At 70.8% G+C, this 15,744-nt stretch carries 16 protein-coding genes; 7 read left to right on the forward strand and 9 right to left on the reverse strand.

All coding sequences use genetic code 11. From position 1 onward, the window contains the following. Together A3G1_RS34110 and A3G1_RS0110105 are read left to right on the forward strand one after the other, a co-directional pair. A partial coding sequence (locus A3G1_RS34110; protein WP_018349356.1) for an integrase core domain-containing protein occupies positions 1–283 on the forward strand: 283 nt, incomplete at its 5' end. Between the two features lie 9 nt (positions 284–292). Further along, on the forward strand, positions 293–820 hold the full coding sequence (locus A3G1_RS0110105; RefSeq protein WP_018349357.1) for a GNAT family N-acetyltransferase: 528 nt from the start codon (positions 293–295) through the stop codon (positions 818–820). Here A3G1_RS0110105 and A3G1_RS0110110 read toward each other — a convergent pair. Together A3G1_RS0110110 and A3G1_RS34115 are read right to left on the reverse strand one after the other, a co-directional pair. Next, on the reverse strand, positions 817–1,446 hold the full coding sequence (locus A3G1_RS0110110; RefSeq protein ID WP_018349358.1) for a response regulator: 630 nt from the start codon (positions 1,444–1,446) through the stop codon (positions 817–819). The genes A3G1_RS0110105 and A3G1_RS0110110 overlap by 4 nt on opposite strands. Further along, positions 1,443–2,585, reverse strand: coding sequence for a sensor histidine kinase (locus tag A3G1_RS34115; protein WP_085985691.1), 1,143 nt, complete (start codon positions 2,583–2,585; stop codon positions 1,443–1,445). The genes A3G1_RS0110110 and A3G1_RS34115 overlap by 4 nt, the downstream gene beginning before the upstream one ends. Positions 2,586–2,713: 128 nt before the next feature. On the opposite strand from A3G1_RS34115, the gene A3G1_RS0110120 reads away from it, so the two are divergent. The 3 genes from A3G1_RS0110120 to A3G1_RS0110130 all read left to right on the forward strand — a co-directional run bounded on the left by A3G1_RS0110120 (position 2,714) and on the right by A3G1_RS0110130 (position 7,390). After that, on the forward strand, positions 2,714–3,754 hold the full coding sequence (locus A3G1_RS0110120; RefSeq protein ID WP_051110498.1) for a hypothetical protein: 1,041 nt from the start codon (positions 2,714–2,716) through the stop codon (positions 3,752–3,754). Positions 3,755–3,853: 99 nt separating this feature from the next. Next, entirely contained in the window at positions 3,854–6,265 is a 2,412-nt protein-coding gene (locus A3G1_RS0110125; protein ID WP_018349361.1) for an FG-GAP repeat domain-containing protein, read from the forward strand. A 90-nt stretch (positions 6,266–6,355) separates the two neighbouring features. Beyond that, on the forward strand, positions 6,356–7,390 hold the full coding sequence (locus tag A3G1_RS0110130; protein ID WP_018349362.1) for a hypothetical protein: 1,035 nt from the start codon (positions 6,356–6,358) through the stop codon (positions 7,388–7,390). 87 nt (positions 7,391–7,477) lie between these two features. Here A3G1_RS0110130 and A3G1_RS0110135 read toward each other — a convergent pair whose 3' ends face one another. Together A3G1_RS0110135 and A3G1_RS0110140 are read right to left on the reverse strand one after the other, a co-directional pair. Then, positions 7,478–9,430 (reverse strand): elongation factor G, encoded by a 1,953-nt coding sequence (locus A3G1_RS0110135; RefSeq protein ID WP_026211992.1) that lies wholly within the window; start codon positions 9,428–9,430, stop codon positions 7,478–7,480. A gap of 103 nt (positions 9,431–9,533) precedes the next feature. Further along, positions 9,534–10,463, reverse strand: coding sequence for an NAD-dependent epimerase/dehydratase family protein (locus A3G1_RS0110140; protein WP_018349364.1), 930 nt, complete (start codon positions 10,461–10,463; stop codon positions 9,534–9,536). A 67-nt stretch (positions 10,464–10,530) separates the two neighbouring features. Between A3G1_RS0110140 and A3G1_RS0110145 the strand changes: the two genes are divergently transcribed. Next, positions 10,531–11,211: a TetR/AcrR family transcriptional regulator gene (locus A3G1_RS0110145; RefSeq protein ID WP_018349365.1), complete on the forward strand. Its 681-nt coding sequence runs from the start codon at positions 10,531–10,533 to the stop codon at positions 11,209–11,211. Here A3G1_RS0110145 and A3G1_RS0110150 read toward each other — a convergent pair. Further along, entirely contained in the window at positions 11,208–12,164 is a 957-nt protein-coding gene (locus A3G1_RS0110150) for a hypothetical protein (RefSeq protein WP_018349366.1), read from the reverse strand. The genes A3G1_RS0110145 and A3G1_RS0110150 overlap by 4 nt on opposite strands. A 63-nt stretch (positions 12,165–12,227) precedes the next feature. On the opposite strand from A3G1_RS0110150, the gene A3G1_RS0110155 reads away from it, so the two are divergent. After that, entirely contained in the window at positions 12,228–12,857 is a 630-nt protein-coding gene (locus A3G1_RS0110155) for a TetR family transcriptional regulator (protein ID WP_026211993.1), read from the forward strand. Positions 12,858–12,876: 19 nt separating this feature from the next. Here A3G1_RS0110155 and A3G1_RS0110160 read toward each other — a convergent pair whose 3' ends face one another. The 4 genes from A3G1_RS0110160 to A3G1_RS0110175 form a co-directional block, all read right to left on the reverse strand. Next, positions 12,877–13,290 (reverse strand): SgcJ/EcaC family oxidoreductase, encoded by a 414-nt coding sequence (locus A3G1_RS0110160; protein WP_018349368.1) that lies wholly within the window; start codon positions 13,288–13,290, stop codon positions 12,877–12,879. 54 nt (positions 13,291–13,344) lie between these two features. Beyond that, a complete protein-coding gene (gene cobF / locus A3G1_RS0110165) occupies positions 13,345–14,103 on the reverse strand; it encodes a precorrin-6A synthase (deacetylating) (RefSeq protein ID WP_018349369.1) in 759 nt (252 codons plus the stop codon). Positions 14,104–14,136: 33 nt separating this feature from the next. After that, positions 14,137–14,991: a transglycosylase SLT domain-containing protein gene (locus A3G1_RS34120; RefSeq protein WP_018349370.1), complete on the reverse strand. Its 855-nt coding sequence runs from the start codon at positions 14,989–14,991 to the stop codon at positions 14,137–14,139. Between the two features lie 190 nt (positions 14,992–15,181). Next, complete coding sequence (locus tag A3G1_RS0110175) at positions 15,182–15,640, reverse strand: RICIN domain-containing protein (RefSeq protein ID WP_018349371.1); 459 nt, start codon at positions 15,638–15,640, stop codon at positions 15,182–15,184. Positions 15,641–15,744 lie beyond the last annotated feature (104 nt).

Consider the following 15,744-nt stretch of genomic DNA (forward strand, 5'->3'; position numbering starts at 1 on the left):
CTCCGCCTACCGGTCCACGTCCTGGCGCGAAGCTCTGGCCACCGCCGGGATCCAGCACAAACGCACCCGGCCCTACCGGCCGCAAACCAACGGCAAAGTCGAACGCTTCCACCGCACCCTGGCCGACGAATGGGCCTACGCCCGCCCCTACCAGTCAGAAACCGAACGCCGGACAGCCCTCGCCGGCTTCCTCCACACCTACAATCACCACCGAGCACACACCGCACTCGGCGGCCACCCACCAGCCAGCCGCATCCCCAACCTCACGGGACAGAACATCTAGAGTTCGGGTGTGCCGCACACCGAACTCCGGCCCGCGACGCCCGCCGACGCGCCAGCCATCGCTGACCTGGTCAACTCCGCCTACCGTGGCGACTCTGGGCGGGAGGGCTGGACGACGGAGTCCGACCTGATCGGCGGGCAGCGCACCGACGCCGCCGACGTCGCCGCGCTCCTCGCCAAGCCGTCCACAGTGGTCCTGGTCGCCGAGTCCGAGGGCAGCGAGGTCCTGGCCTGCTGCGAACTCGAGCACCAGGGCGACGCCGCCTACTTCGGCATGTTCTCCGTCCGCCCAGTGCTTCAGGGCTCCGGGATCGGCGCGGCCGTGCTCGCCGCCGCGGAGCGGTACGCGGCGGAGACCTGGGGTGCCCAGCGCATGGAGATGAAGGTGATCTCGGTCCGGGAGGAGCTGATCGCCTGGTACGAGCGCCGGGGTTACCACCGCACGGGCGAGTTCACGCCGTTCCCGTACGGGCAGGCGCGGTTCGGCGAGCCGCTCGTGGCCGGCCTGCGCTTCGAGACCCTGACGAAGGACCTCTAGGCGTGGCCGTGTGACCAGGCCCAGGCCGCGATGCCGACCCGGTTGCGCGCGCCGAGCTTGGCCTGGATGTTCGCCAGGTGGGTCTTCACGGTGCCCGCCGTGATGAACAGTTCCGCCGCGATCTCCGTGTTGGTCGCGCCCTGGGCGACCAGCCTGATGATCTCCAGCTCGCGGCTCGTGACGGAGGCTGCCTCCTCCGGTACCGCAGGAGAGGGGTTGAGCTGGCGGAGCAGGCGGACAGTGAGCTGCGGGCTGATCAGCGTGTCGCCCTGCATCGCCGCCCTGACCGCCTCCACCAGCAGCGCCGGGCCTGACCGCTTCAGCAGGAAGCCGCTCGCGCCGTGGCCCAGCGCGGCCCGCACGTAGTCGTCCTGCTCGAAGGTCGTGACCACGATGACCCTGGCCGGATCGTCCGCCAGCTGCCGGGTGACCTCGATGCCGTCCAGGCCCGGCATGCGGATGTCGGCGAGCAGCACGTCCGGCTTGAGGTGCCTGACCAGGTCGAGGGCCGCGTCGCCGCTGGCTGCCTCGCCGACGACGGTCATGTCCGGCTGAGCGTCGAGCACGAGCCGGAATCCGATCCGGACGTTCTCCTGGTCGTCGGCGATCACGATCCGCGTGGTCATGCCCGTGTCCTTCCCGGCAGGGCCGCGCTGACCCGCCAGCCGCTGCCCTCTGGCCCGGCTTCCAGCGTGCCGCCGAGCAGTCCGACTCGTTCCGTGAGCCCGGCCAGTCCCGAGCCGCCCTCCGCGCGCGGTGTCCCCGCGCCACCACTGTCCGCAACGGACACTCTGACCATCTCGCCTTCTCTTCTCACGCTCACCCGCACCGCCGTCGCTCCCGCAGCGTGCCGCCGCACGTTGGTCAGCGCCTCGACGACGATCCGGTAGGCCGTGCTGCCCACGTCCCTGGGCACGTCACCCTCAAGATCAAAATCAAGGTCTGTCTTCCCGGTACCTTCCTGAGCGAACCGCTCCACGAGCCCCGGCAGTTCCTCCAGCCCCGGTACCGGCTCGCGGGCCCCCTCGCCGGTCCGCAGCGTCCCGACCGCACGGTCCATCGCCGTCAGCGCGTGCTGGCCGGCCTCCTCGATGCGTTCCAGCAGGCCGGCCAGTGCTTCCGGGTTGGTGGCCGCGACCATCCGGCCCGCCTGGGCCAGGGCGACCATGCCGCTCACGTCGTGGGCCACGTAGTCGTGGAGGTCGGCGGCCAGCGCGAGCCGCTGCTCCTGCCGGGCTTCCGTGACAGCCCGCTCCCGCCGGTACTCGGCCAGCCTCGGATACCCGCCGGCGATCGCGGCCCCGGCCAGTGGCACCGACCACAGTGCACAGCCAGCGACGAGTTCCAGTGGCGAGACGCCGGGCTGCTGCGTCATGTAACGCAGGATCCACAGCGACTCCGCCAGCCCGGCCAGCCCGGCCCACGCCGACACCAGCCGCGCCGGAGCCCACCGGATGGCTGCCGTCGCGAGCAGCAGCAGCGCGGCCACCTCCACCATGCCCAGCAGGGCACCGCGCTCGTCACCGCCTGGCTTCCCGAGCAGGAACAGCACCGTGCAGGCCACCGACACCGCCCCGGCCACACCGACCGGCCACAGCAGGCGCTGCCGGTCGCCGGAGACGGCCAGCCACACCACCGCGGCCACCGGCACGGCCAGCGGGACGGCCGTCAGCGCCCCGGCCAGCGGCGCCAGCGCCAGGCCACCGAGCATGGTCAGGCCGGCCACTCCACCGGCCAGCCAGTACCGCCTCGCACTCGGTCTCATGCCTCCAGCCTAAAGATCCACTTCCCGGGCCCGCTCTGCCGATCGGCGTACCCAGCCTCCGGCCACGCCCGGCTCTTCTGCCATTCGGCATATGGTCTGCAAGATCACGGGCGGCGAGCGTAGTGGACATGAAGAACGTGCAGGGGTACCTGACAGCAGCGTGGGCGGCCTGTTACGCCGTCCTCGGCGTGATCTGGGCGCTCGGCGGCCCGGGCTTCCCGTTCGGGTACGGCGACCCCGACCCCGGGGTGCGCGACAGCACCGTCCTGGGCCGGCTGGGCGCGGAGGCCGGCGGCCCGGTGATCGCGGTACTCGGCCTGACCGGCGCCGCAGCCGCGCTCGTCATGGCCCGCTCGGCCAGGCCGGCCCGCTGGATCATCGGCGCTGGCTGGGCATACGGGGTACTCCTCATCGCGGTGATCCAGGACATGCGGCCGCTGGTCGCGATCGGGCGCGCGCTGGAACTGCCGATCCTCTGGCCGCTCGGCTACGCGAAGAGCATCAGCGTCACCGACTACCTGCCCTGGCCGGTACTGAACCTGTTCTCGTGCCTGGCCGGCGGCACCCTCTTCGTCGCGACGGCCATCCGGGCCAGCCGCCGTCGCCGCCAGGCGTGCCCCGGCTGCGGGCGGACCGGCGGGCACGACCACGGCCTCACCACCCGGGCCGGCGCCGCCCGCTGGGGCGTGTGGGCAGTGTGGGTGGCCGCGGTCATCCCGGTCCTGTACGCGCTGACCCGCTGGGCGTGGTTCCTCGGCATCCCGTTCGGTTTCAGCGCCGCCGAGCTCAAGGCGATCGGCGCCGAGGCACCCGGTATCTGGCTGGCCGGCGCGCTGCTGGGCAGTTTCGGGGTCGGTGGCTCGATCCTCACGCTCGGTCTCGTGCAGCGCTGGGGCGAGGTGTTCCCCCGGTGGATGCCCGGCCTGCGCGGCAAGCGGGTACCGATCAAGCTCGCGGTGATCCCGGCGACCGTCGTCGGCCTCGCGGTCATCGCGGCGGGCAACACCATGATCATCAGCTTCTTCCGGCACCTCGGCGACCCGGCGCACCTGGCGATCATCGGCCCCTCGGTGCTCTGGCCACTGTGGGGGCTGGCCCTGATCGGCGCTGCCTACGCCTACTACCTCCGCCGCCGGCCCGCCTGCGTCACCTGCCACCAGAACGTCTGAGCCTGACGGACATCGACGCAAGTGCCACTTTCGCCGGGGTGGCACTCCGTCGGCGGGCACGTGAATAATCCGCGTGTCGCACACGCAGGCAGGAGCGAGATGAAACGACTGGGCACCCTGACAGCACTGGCTGTGGCCGCGCTGGCGTTACCAGCCACAACAGCACACGCAGAGCCGGTCAGCACCATTCTGTACGTGAACAGCGAATCCTCGTCGTGTTCGGACACCGGGCCGGGCACTGACCAGTTCAGGCCGTTCTGCAAGGTCCAGCCTGCGGTGGACGCGGCCCAGCCCGGCCAGACGGTCCGGCTCCTGGGGCACATCCACAAGGCGGGTTCGCTGACGTTCAAGCGCTCCGGCACCGCGGCGGCACCCATCACGATCGAGGCGCCCCAGCGGTCACGGATCTATCTGGAGGACGGCGGGCTGACCATCCCGGCCGGGGTGAACCACATCCGGATCGAGCGCCTCGACCTCTGGTCCACCGGGAACGGCAGCAGCCTGATCGCCGGGGACGACGTGTTCGTCGACCGGGCTTACCTGGTCACGGCGCTGCTGGTCACCGGAGACCGGGTCAGGGTGCAGCGGACATACTCGCACCGGAGCATCGTGTTCGACGGAGCGGCGGATGCTGTTCTCTCGACCAGCGCCGTGCGTGGTTACTCCGCCAGACCGCTTCCCGTTGTTGTCCGGGACAGCCCCAGGGCCGTCATCACCAGCAACACGATCAGCGCGATCCAAGGGGCGCTCACCCTGTCCGGCGCGTCCTCCGGGGCCTTCCTGGCGAACAACGTCTTCCGGACGGAGGAAGAGTCGATCCAGGCTCCGTTCCTGACTGTCGACGCCAGCAGCGCGGTGCAGACCACGGCCAGGTACAACGCACTGGAGCGCCAGGACAGCCCGGTCTACTCGTGGGGCGGAGGCGTCTACCGGACAGCGGCGGAGTTCCAGGCCGCGACCGGCCAGGGCCAGGCTGACGTCATGATCGCGCGGCTCCCGGCCTCGGTGATCCCGCACGAGCTGATCGACTCCGCCGACGCGCTCGCGCCGGGCCAGCTCGGCACGGACCTCCCGGGCAGGGCACGGGTCCGCAACCCCAACGTGCCCGAGGCGACGGGCACCGGCGTGGGACATCACGACCGGGGCGCGTACGAAGCCTCGTACACGGCTTACCAGTTCAGCGAGGGTTTCGTCCGGCCGGTGAAGTCCGCTGGCGGGCTGACGGCCGAGTGGTCGGACGTCTCGTACACGGCAAGCTGGGGCACCGTCACGATCAAGGTGACCTACGACTGGGGCGACGGGACCAAGGAGACGCTGGACATCGCCGTCCCGCCGCTCGTCGACGGAAAGACCGCCTCGGCTCAGCTGCCGAACAGGACACACACCTACGCCAAGCCCGGGTCGTACTTCGCCTCGATCTCCACCACGGACGGCACGACCACCGACACCGGCGGCGACAGCGTCTCCGTGGGGCCGGAGCATCCACAGGGGACACTTCTGCCTGGCTCCAGCCAGTTCAAGGCTGACTTCAACGGCGACGGGCGCGCCGACGTCGCGATGTTCTACGACTACGGCAACGGTCACGTCGCGCTCTGGGGCATGGACGGCCTCGATGGCGGCCTGGGACCGGTGACGTTGCGCTGGGAGGACAAGGCCTGGGGCAAGGGAACCAGGTCTGTCACGGCCGGGGACTTCAACGGCGACGGCAAGGCCGATCTCGGTTTCCTCTACGACTTCGGCGTGGAGGGCCTGGCCTTCCTGACCATGACCTCGAACGGCAGCGGGGGCTTCGGCGCACCGAAGCCGGTGTGGTGGGGAGGTGACTACTGGGGCCAGCTCAGGTTCGCCAGCACGGGTGACTTCGACGGGAACGGCCGCACCGACTTCGCCATCTTCCGCCAGCTGGACAGCAGCTGGGTGCAGATCGACGCCCTGCTGGTCCAACCGGACGGCGGGGTCAGGAACGCAGGATTGGGCCTGTCCACCTGGGGTTCCGGCACGCGTGCGATGTCCGCCGGTGACTTCAACGGCGATGGCCGGACCGACCTGGGGCTGTTCTACGACTACGGTGACGGTCACGTGGCGACCTTCGCCCTGACCGCAGGTCCCAACGGCAGCTACTTCGAAGGGCCGTCCACCCTGTGGGACGCGCCGCAGTGGGGTCGTGGCACGAAGTTCGTCCAGTCCGGCAACTTCGACGGGGACAGCAAGACGGACTTCGCGCTGTTCTACGACTACGGCGGCGGGCACATCGCAGCCTTCAGTCTCACGCCACAGGGCGCGCTGAAGACCATGTGGGACGGCCCGGTCTGGGGCGGCGGCACGAAGTTCCTGGCGGCGGGGGCGTACACCGCAAAGGACGGACGCGACGACCTCGCGCTGTTCTACGACTACGGCGGCAGCCACCAGGCGCTCTTCACGCTCACCCCGAAGGCCGGCGGCGGGTACACCGGGCCGGTCCAGCGGTGGAACGCCCCGTACTGGGGCGGCGGGACCCGCGCGCTCTTCTAACCCGTTCGGCATACCCCGCCCCGTCCCCGGCCTGGCTTTCTGCCTTTTGGCAGATCGTCTGCAAGGCTCCGGGCGACGAGTGTTGTGGGTATGAAGAACGTGCAGGGGTACCTGACAGCAGCGTGGGCGGCCTGTTACGCCGTCCTCGGCGTGATCTGGGCGCTCGGCGGCCCGGGCTTCCCGTTCGGGTACGGCGACCCGGAGGTCGCCGTGCGGGACGCGACGGTTCCGGGCCGGCTAGGCGCGGAGGTGGGCGGGCCGCTGATCGCCGTACTCGGCCTGGCCGGGCTCGTCACAGCGCTCGTACTGACCAGGGCGGCCAGGCCACCGAAGGCACTCATCGGGGTGGCCTGGGGGTACGCGGCTCTGCTCGTCGTCGTCATCCAGGACTACCGGCCGCTCGTGGCGCTCGGCAGGTTCCTGGTCCTGCCGGTCATCTGGCCGCTCGGGTACGCGCGGCACATCTCGTTCATGGACTTCCTGCCCTGGCCGGTCGTGAACCTGTTCCTGTGCCTGCTCGGCGGCCTGCTGTTCGCGCTCACCGCGACCAAGGCCAACCGGCGCCGGCGGCTGGCGTGCGACGACTGCGGGCGGGCGACGGAACTCGGGTTCGTCAGCCGGGCCCGCGCGGCCCGCTGGGGCCTGTGGGCGGCGTGGACGGCGGCGATCATCCCGGTGCTCTACGCACTCACCCGCTGGGCCTGGTTCCTTGGCATCCCATACGGGTTCAGCAGCGAGGAACTTCGGTCACTGGAGGCCGAGGCACCGGGTATCTGGCTGGCTGGCGCGCTGCTCGGCAGTTTCGGGGTCGGCGGCTCGATCCTCACGCTCGGTCTCGTGCAGCGCTGGGGCGAGGTCTTCCCCCGGTGGATGCTCGGCATGCGCGGCAAGCGCGTGCCCATCACGCTCGCGGTCGTTCCTGCCACCCTGGTCGGCCTGTCGGTGATCGCGGCGGGCAACACCATGATCCTGGGGATCATCAAGCACTGGGGCGACACGAAGCACCTGCTGATCAGCGGGCCAGCCGCCCTCTGGCCACTGTGGGGCCTCTGCCTGATCGCGGCGGCCTACGCCTACTACCTCCGCCGCCGCGCCGCCTGCGGCACCTGCCACCTGGACACCTGATCCCGCAGCCAGTACGACGGCCGGGCCTGCCACGCGCAGGCCCGGCCGCAGCACATGCCCAGGTGTTCCGTCGCCCAGGCAACGTGTTCACGCTCCCTGCCGCAGTGCCCGCAGGTACTCCTTGCGGTTGAGGGGATTGTGGTCGGTGCGGGGCCGGGTCCACTGCTCGCCCTGGAGCGGCTGGTAGTGGGAGAAGACGGAGTCCAGGACGCCTTCGCCGCTGGTCAGGGTCGGCAGCTGCTGCTGGAGTTCGTGGACGCGGGCTGCGGGGATCTCGCCCTCCAGCAGGTACCCGGTGCCGCGCGGCTCGCACACCCGTGGCGTGCCGCGCAGCCGGGCGAGCACCTGGAGCACCGGCTTGAGGCTCTCGCCCGGGATCTCCAGCCAGAACTCGTGGATCGGCTCGTGCACCCGGGTACCGGCCCGGCGGAGCGCGTCCATCAGCACCAGCGGCGTGAGGTTGCGGAAGTCGCCGGCCGTGCTGGACATGCTCGCGTCGAAGGTGCCGTGCGAGTGGCTCTGCCGGGCGAAGTACCCGGAGTGGGTCAGGGTCACCACGCAGTCGATGACCTGCCAGCCGTGCAGGCCCTGGCCCAGCGTCTCGCGCACGGTGCTCTCCACGGCCGTCATGAACGCCATCGGCATGGAACCGAGCTCGACGCCCAGCCGGTACGTGACGCCGGACCCTTCCGGGCCCGGCTCGACCCGCAGACCGACCGTCGCGAGGAACGGGTTGTCGCCCTTCGCGATGATCTCGAAGTCCTCGCCGGTACCGGCCACCCGTTCCACGCACACCGTCGTGCTCTCCCGGAACGTGACCGGCACGCCGTACTCCGACGCCAGGGTCGCCTCGATGACCTCCTTCTGCACCTCGCCGTACAGCGAGACGTGCACCTCCTGCCGCTCGTCGTCCTGCCGCAGGTTGATCAGCGGGTCCTGCTCGGCGAGCTGGGCGAGGGCCGCGAGCATCGCGCCGCGCGCCCCCGGGTACCCGGGCTCGATCACCGTCTCCAGGCTGGGCGCGGCGAACTGGCGGGCGGCTCCCCGCGCGGGTACCTCGCCGATCGTGTCGCCGATCCGGATGCCGGCCAGCCCGCGCACGATCGCGATCTGCCCGGCCCGCACGGCCGTGGCCCGGGCGGCCTTGCCCTCGCTGAACAGGTCGATCCCGGTGACCCGGCCCTGGGGCAGCCGGTCACGGGTCCGGAGCGTGCCGCCGAACATCCGCACGTACGCGAGCCGTTCGCCGGCCGCGCCACGATCCACCTTGAACACCGTGCCGGACACCGGCCCGTCCGCCTCGCCAGCTGCTGGGGGGAGCAGGTCGCGGATCGCGCTGGTCAGCAGGTCCACGCCGGCTCCGGTGATCGCCGAGCCGGTGTACACCGGGCAGACCAGCCCCTTCGCCGTCTGCTCCCGGAGCGCGGCCAGCAGCCGCTGTCGCGGGGCAGCCTCGCCCTCCAGGTACCAGGAAAGGATCTCGTCGTCCTGCTCGGCCAGCACCTCGGTGAGCGGGCCGCCGGGCAGGATGGCGCTGATCTGGGCGCCGGGCGTGCCCGGGGCGTCCACTGTGGTCATGGGCGCGGCAGGCACGCCGAGTTTCGTGCTGATCTCGCGCAGGACGCGGTCAGGATCGGCACCCCGGCGGTCGGCTTTGTTCACGAAGACCAGGGTGGGGATGGCCAGCCGCCGCAGCGCGCGCATCAGGATGCGGGTCTGCGGCTGGACGCCCTCCACAGCGGACACCACCAGCACCGCGCCGTCGAGAACCCCGAGGACCCGCTCGACCTCCGCGATGAAGTCGGGGTGGCCGGGCGTGTCGATCAGGTTGACGGTGGTGCCGCCGAGGGCGAACGAGACCACGGCGGACTTGATGGTGATGCCACGCTGGCGTTCCAGCGCGAGGGAGTCGGTCTGGGTGCTGCCGTCGTCGACACTGCCGACCTCGCCGATGACACCGGCGGCGTGCAGCAGCCGCTCGGTGAGGCTGGTCTTACCGGCGTCGACGTGCGCGAGGATTCCCAAGTTCAGAGAGTTCAACAGTCAAGTCCTTGACGTAGGCAACGGTGACCTGGTTGGACATGACTGCAGTTCGCATGGTGCTCCTCAGAACGTGGGTACTCCGGCCAGTAGAACAGTGGCGTCAGACGGCGGGCAACCGGTTTCTCCACCACGCGACGTGCCCGGTGACCGCAGCGTCCGCCGGGGTCGCGGTCAGGCCCAGCGCGCGCGTCGCGGCCGAGGAGTCCATGACGAACGGCCGGTCGAACTGGTAGAGGATGCCGGCGATCTCGCGGGCCTGCGGGTTGAACAGGCCAGCGGCGCGGAGTGCGAGCCTGGGCAGCACGGAGACCTTCGGGGCCGGTACGCCGGCCGCTGCCGCGAACCTGCCGATCATCTCGCGCTGGGTCGCGGGGGCCGCTGACGGTACGTGCCAGGCGTGGCCCCACGCGCGCTGGTCGGTGCCGAGGGCCACCATCGCGCGGGCCACGTCCGGCAGGTACGACCAGGTGTGCGGCTGGTCGGCCGACCCGATCACCGTGAGCGCCCTGCCGCCGAACAGCCGGGGCATGACCCGCTGGCCGAGGTGGCTGTTGGCGAGCGCGCCGGGGCCGAAGAAGTCCGAGGCCCGCGCCTCGGCGAACCGGATCAGGCCCGCGTCGTGCGCCGCGATCGCCTCCCGCCACATCGCGGCCCGTACCTGGCCCTTGACGTGCTCGGCGGCCAGCGGCAGCGCCTCGGTCATCGGCCCGTCCACCGGCCCGTAGCCGTAGAGGTTGCCCATCGTCACCAGCACGGAACCCGACGCGGCCGCACTGTCCAGGATGGACTTCGAGATCGGCGGCCAGTCGGTGGCCCAGCGGTGGTAGGCGGGGTTGACGCAGTTGTAGATGACCTCGGCCCCGAAGGTCGCCCGGCGCAGGGCTACCGGGTCGGCGGCGCTGGCCGCCACGGCCTCCGCGCCCGGTACGGCGGTGCCGGAGCGGGTGACGACCCGGACGCGGTGGCCTGCGGCGGTGAGGAGCTCTGCGGTACCCGAGCCGACCGGGCCGGCTCCGAGGACGACGTGCATGGTGACTCCCAGGGTAGAGAGAGCAGTGCTCTGTTATGAGAGCACTGCTCTCGTATAAAGTCAACGCGTGACCACCGCACGCAGCCGCCTCCGCGCGGAGCTGACCGCCGAGATCAAGCGGATCGCCCGCGAGCAGCTCGCCGTCGACGGGGCGAGCGGGCTGTCCCTGCGCGCCGTCGCCCGCGAGCTCGGCATGGTCTCCTCCGCCGTGTACCGGTACTTCGGCAGCCGGGACGAGCTTCTCACGGCGTTGATCATCGACGCGTACGACGCGATGGGCGAGGCGGCCGAGGCTGCTGACCGGCCCGGGAGCGGGTACATAGCGCGGTGGCTGGACGTGTGTCACGCGGTGCGGGGGTGGGCGCTGGCCCATCCGCACGAGTACGCGCTGCTCTACGGCTCGCCGGTGCCCGGCTACCACGCGCCGGACGACACCGTCCGGGCCGCCGTCCGTACGGGCCGGGTCCTCGGCCGCATCCTGTCCGACGCCTCGGCCACCGGCCAGCTCCAGCCGGCCGGCGTCGCCCCCGCGCCGCTGCTCGCCGACGCGGAAGCCATGAGTGCCCTGGTGATGCCGGGCGTGCCCGCCGAGTCGGTACTGCGGGGCGTCGCCGCGTGGACGCAGCTGTTCGGCGCGATCAGCTTCGAGGTGTTCGGGCACTACGCGAACGTGCTGACGGACACGGCGGCCGGATTCGAGTACATGATGACGAACATGGGCCGGGCCGCCGGCCTACCTGAGTCCTAACTGGACAGCTCGGCGATCAGCTTGGCGTAGGTCTCGAAGGCCGGCTTGGGCGTGTAGTCGTCGCGGAGCAGGCCGAACCGGTGGAACAGGCCGGTACCGGTGCTGTCGGCGTCGCGGAGCGCGAAGAACGAGTAGCCGGAGACGCCGAGCGTTTCCCGCAACCCGGCGATCGTCCGTACGACCTCCTCGACCACTTCGGACTGCCGTTCCTCCGGCCGGTCCGGCCCGGTCGGCCAGCCGTGCTCACAGATCCGGATCGGGACGCCGGCTCCGATGCCGGCCCGGGGCAGCCAGTCGTTCCGCATCGCAGTGAGTACGCCGGTGACGGCCGCGCCCAGCTGCCCGGCGGGGATCGGCCGGAACACGTCAGGGAAGAAGTCCAGCCCGGCGTAGTCGAGAGCGGCGTGGAACTCGGGCGTCGCGGCGGCCCCGAGCCGTTCCCAGAACGTGTCGGCCGGGTCGAACGACGGGATGGCGTTGAACCCGACCTCGATCGGGTACCCGAGCACCCGCGCCTCTGCCTTCGCCGCGACCACGCCCTCGACCAGCGCGGTGAGGACGCCGGGGATGCTGCCGTCGAGTACGGGGAGGGCGGCGTTGGGTTCCTCGCACAGCTGCAGCGTGCCGATCCGGTGCCCTTCGCCGCGGACGGTCTCCCGGACGAAGTCCAGCCAGCCGTCCACTGTGCCCGTCGGCTCGCGGAAGGTCAGGACGAGGTCGAGTGCCCGGCCCTCGCCCGCGTACCGGCCGGGCCGCGCGGGTGTCGGTGGCGTGTCGGGCGGGGTGGTCTGCGCGTATGGCCGGTACGCCCGGACGAGCAGCCGGGGCGCCGGCCCCTGGAGGGTGCGGAGGGCGGTGACGATCTGCTCCGGGTCGTCGGGCCGGACCGGGGTGACAGCCCCGGTGTCATCTCCGAGCAGCGCGCCGGGGTAGATGCCGAAGGTGAAGGCCATGCGGCAACGGTACCCAGAAAGTTATAGTGACTTCAAGTTTGCAGTGACACTACAATTCCCGGTGTGGGATTGCGGGAGCAGAAGAAACAGCGGACGCGCGAGGCGCTGACCAGCGCAGCCATGCGGTTGTTCGCGGAGCGTGGCTTCGACCGGGTCACCGTGGCCGACGTCGCCAGCGCGGCCGGCGTCGCGGTGACGACCGTCTTCAACTACTTCCCGGCCAAGGAGGACCTGTTCTTCGACCAGGCGGCGGAGGTGGAGGGGCGGCTCGCCGAGGTCGTCAGGTCAAGGCCTGCGGGCGTCCCGGTGACAGACGCGGTGCGAGACGACCTGCTCGGCGCCCTGAGAGGCGGGGAGGAGACCCTGGGCCTGGACCAGCGCGCGGCGGCCTTCTGGCGGATCGTCGCCGGCAGCACCGCGCTCCAGGCCCGGCTGCTCGCGATCGGGGAGCGGGCCGAGGCCGCGCTGGCGGACGTGCTGGCCGCCGAGTGGCAGGCCGGCCCGCGCGACGCGCTGCCCCGGGTGCTGGCCGGTGCGATCGCCGGCGCTCACCGGGCCGTGATCGCCGAGATCCGCCGCGGGATCGTGGCTGGTGACGATCCCGCAGCCGTCCGCGCCACCGCGCTGGCCGCGACGGAACAAGCCTTCGCGGTGCTCGGCTCGGGGCTGAGCCACCAGCCCCCGCCGGCCTGACGGCTCCGCTGGGCGGTCGCTAGTCGCGCCTGGCCGTGTTCTGGTTGGCGGTAAGACGCCACTGGCCGTCCTCTTTGGACATCACGTACATCGGCGTGCCCTCGCCCATGTCCGTCAGCAGTTCGCCCTCCGGGGAGAAGTACCGCTGCCTGACCTTCACTGCCGCGACGTCTGGGCGGATGAAGAGCACGTGCACGACCTCGTACGAGGGCACCAGGCCCGCCATCGCGCCCGGCAGCACCGTGCCGGTGAACTCGGCGATGGCGTCCCTGCCGATCAGGAGCTTGCCGTGCGCCGTGGTCCAGATGGCGTCCTCACGGAACTGGCTGACGAAGGCACCGACCTGCTCGTCGCGCTGCGCGTGCTCGACGGCTGCGACGACCTCGCGGATGGCGGCGATCTCGGACTCGGTGTCTGCTGGCTTGTTGTTCATGCCAGTCAGCGTGCTACCTCACGTCCACTTGAGATCAAGTGTGTCGGCTGTCTCTCAGCCGTCTCTCCGCCGGAGCAGGTACGTGTCCATGATCCAGCCCTTGCGCTCGCGGGCGGCTGCCCGGACCCGCTGGATCTCCGGGCCGGCCTCGTCGACCCGCCCGGCCACCAGGATCTCGTCCGGCGTGCCCAGGTACGCGCCCCAGTAGATGTCGAACTCGGCAGCGTCGGGGAGCTGGGCGAAGGTGCAGTGCGCGTCGAGCATCACGATCACGTCATCGAGGCCGGCCGGCACGCCCTCGGCCAGCCGCCGGCCCGTCGTCACCTGGAACGGCCGCCCGATCCGGTTCAGCGGGATGCGGTGCCGGGCCGCCAGCGCGGAGATCGCGCTCACCCCGGGGATCACCGCGTACTCGAAGGTCACGCTGCCCCGGGCCAGCACGTCCTCCAGCGCGGCGATGGTGCTGTCGTAGAGGCTCGGGTCGCCCCAGACCAGCAGCGCGCCGGTCTCGCCGTCGGCCAGGCCCGCGATGAAGTCCTCGTACAGGTCACCGCGCCGGGCGCGCCAGTCCTCGACGGCCCTGGTGTAGGCCGGGGTGGTGCGGTCGCGGTCCACCTCGGCCACCTCGGTGACCCGGTGCCCGGGCGTCGCGTGCTCGGCGAGGATCCGCTGGCGCAGCGCGACCAGGTCCTGCTTCTCCTCGCCCTTGTCCAGGACCAGGAACGCGCTGGCCCGGCCGATCGCCCTGGCTGCCTGCACGGTCAGGTACTCCGGGTCGCCTGCCCCGATCCCGATGACGAGAAAAGTCTTCACGGGGAGTGAGTGTGCCGTGCCGCCCGGCCGGGGTCACAGGCAGGGGCAGCTGGTCATCAGGGCCATGACCGCCTCCACGTACTGCGGGTTGCGGACGGTCACCTGGCCGCCGTTGATGGTCACGGAGGACTGCCCGCTCTGGTACGCCGCGATCACGGCGGTGAGCAGCCGCTTGTCGGTGAGGTCGTACTTGGGGAAGACGGCCGGGTTGTTCTCCACGAAGTACTTGGTGAGCCACGAGAGGTACTGCACGCCGAGCGTCGCGTTCTCCTTGTAGTTGTAGGGGCTCAGCGGGCGCTCGTTGATCCGCTCGTTCATGTGGCTGACCGTGTCCGGCATCAGCTGCATCAGGCCGACGCCGCCGTCGCAGGAGATCACGTCGCTGTTCCAGCCGCTTTCCATGTACGCGATGGCGTACACCAGGTTCCTCGGGACCTTGAACGGCGCCTTCTCCGGGAAGTACATCCGGTCGGCGGCCTGGTTGAGCGCTGCCCGCACCTCGGCGTCGCTGGCCAGGACGCCCTGGCGCTTGCACGGCGTGCCCGGCGGCTCCGGCCGCTTGGACGCCGAAGCCGACGGCGAGGGCTTGGCCGAGGGTGAGGCCGAAGGCGTGGGCTCCGGGCTGGGCTCCGGGCTCGCCGAGGGGGAGGGTGAGGCCGTCGCGCTCGGCTCGGCTGGCGCGGTGTACGCGGTCTCGACCCGGGCAGAGGCGTCCTTGGTGTCCGATCCGGACATGTTCCGGACGAGCAGCCAGCCGCCACCCACGGCGACGGCCAGCGCGACGGTGCCGGCCAGGGCCGCGAGGAGCCAGCGCCGGGTGCCCGGGCTGGGGGCTGGTGCTTCCAGCTCCACGTCGGGCTGGCTGTCCTGAGGGGATGCGGAGTCCATGAGCTCGATCCTGGTCCGGCGGCAGGGGCGCGGTATCCGTCCTGGTACTCAGTCGGGATACCTAGTCACGGGAGGATATGCATCAACGTGCGCCGCTGTCGTCCCGGCAAAAGATGCAAATGCGACGGAGCGGGTGTGACATGAAAGAGGGGGCGCTCCGCAACCTGGGAGCGCCCCCTCGCGTGGGCGGTTACGCCCAGCGCTGGTAGTTGCCGCCGTTGCAGGCCAGCGTGTAGACCTCGCCGTTCGCGTTGCTGTCCAGGCAGCGACCGGTCGCCTTGTTCTTCAGCTGCCAGCCAGTCGAGGTGCTGGTCTGGTACCACTTCTGGTAGTTGCCGCCGTTGCACTTCAGCGTGTAGACGCTGCCGTTCGCGTTGCTGTCCAGGCACCACATGTCCATGGCCTGGGCCTTCAGCAGCCAGGTGCCGTCCGACTGGCTGTACTCGGTCCACTTGGACTGGTAGATGCCGCACGAGCCGGCCAGCACGTTCATGCCGATGCCCCGCACGCCGGCCAGGCACTTGCCGGTGGCCTTGTTCTTCCAGGTCACGGTGCCGCCGTCGGCGGCGGACGCCGCGCTGCCCGCGCCGAATACGACGGCCGGCACGATGACGGCGGTCGCCAGGATCTTGGTGATGAGCTTCCTCACGGTGTTTCCCCCAGGTACTTGTTGTGCGACATGGACGGTATTCGACAGTCATCCATGTTTTGCCTGTTGCGGCGGACTATCGCCGCCTGGGCCCGCAGAGCATA

Source organism: Longispora albida DSM 44784 (assembly GCF_000379825.1).
Lineage (GTDB): Bacteria > Actinomycetota > Actinomycetes > Mycobacteriales > Micromonosporaceae > Longispora > Longispora albida.

Excerpts from the sequence above, each read along its gene's own strand:
- A3G1_RS0110110 (WP_018349358.1), bottom strand. The coding sequence starts at position 1,446 with ATGACCACGCGGATCGTGATCGCCGACGACCAGGAGAACGTCCGGATC.
- A3G1_RS34115 (WP_085985691.1), bottom strand. The coding sequence starts at position 2,585 with ATGAGACCGAGTGCGAGGCGGTACTGGCTGGCCGGTGGAGTGGCCGGC.
- A3G1_RS0110120 (WP_051110498.1), top strand. The coding sequence starts at position 2,714 with ATGAAGAACGTGCAGGGGTACCTGACAGCAGCGTGGGCGGCCTGTTAC.
- A3G1_RS0110125 (WP_018349361.1), top strand. The coding sequence starts at position 3,854 with ATGAAACGACTGGGCACCCTGACAGCACTGGCTGTGGCCGCGCTGGCG.
- A3G1_RS0110130 (WP_018349362.1), top strand. The coding sequence starts at position 6,356 with ATGAAGAACGTGCAGGGGTACCTGACAGCAGCGTGGGCGGCCTGTTAC.
- A3G1_RS0110140 (WP_018349364.1), bottom strand. The coding sequence starts at position 10,463 with ATGCACGTCGTCCTCGGAGCCGGCCCGGTCGGCTCGGGTACCGCAGAG.
- A3G1_RS0110150 (WP_018349366.1), bottom strand. The coding sequence starts at position 12,164 with ATGGCCTTCACCTTCGGCATCTACCCCGGCGCGCTGCTCGGAGATGAC.
- A3G1_RS0110160 (WP_018349368.1), bottom strand. The coding sequence starts at position 13,290 with ATGAACAACAAGCCAGCAGACACCGAGTCCGAGATCGCCGCCATCCGC.
- A3G1_RS34120 (WP_018349370.1), bottom strand. The coding sequence starts at position 14,991 with ATGGACTCCGCATCCCCTCAGGACAGCCAGCCCGACGTGGAGCTGGAA.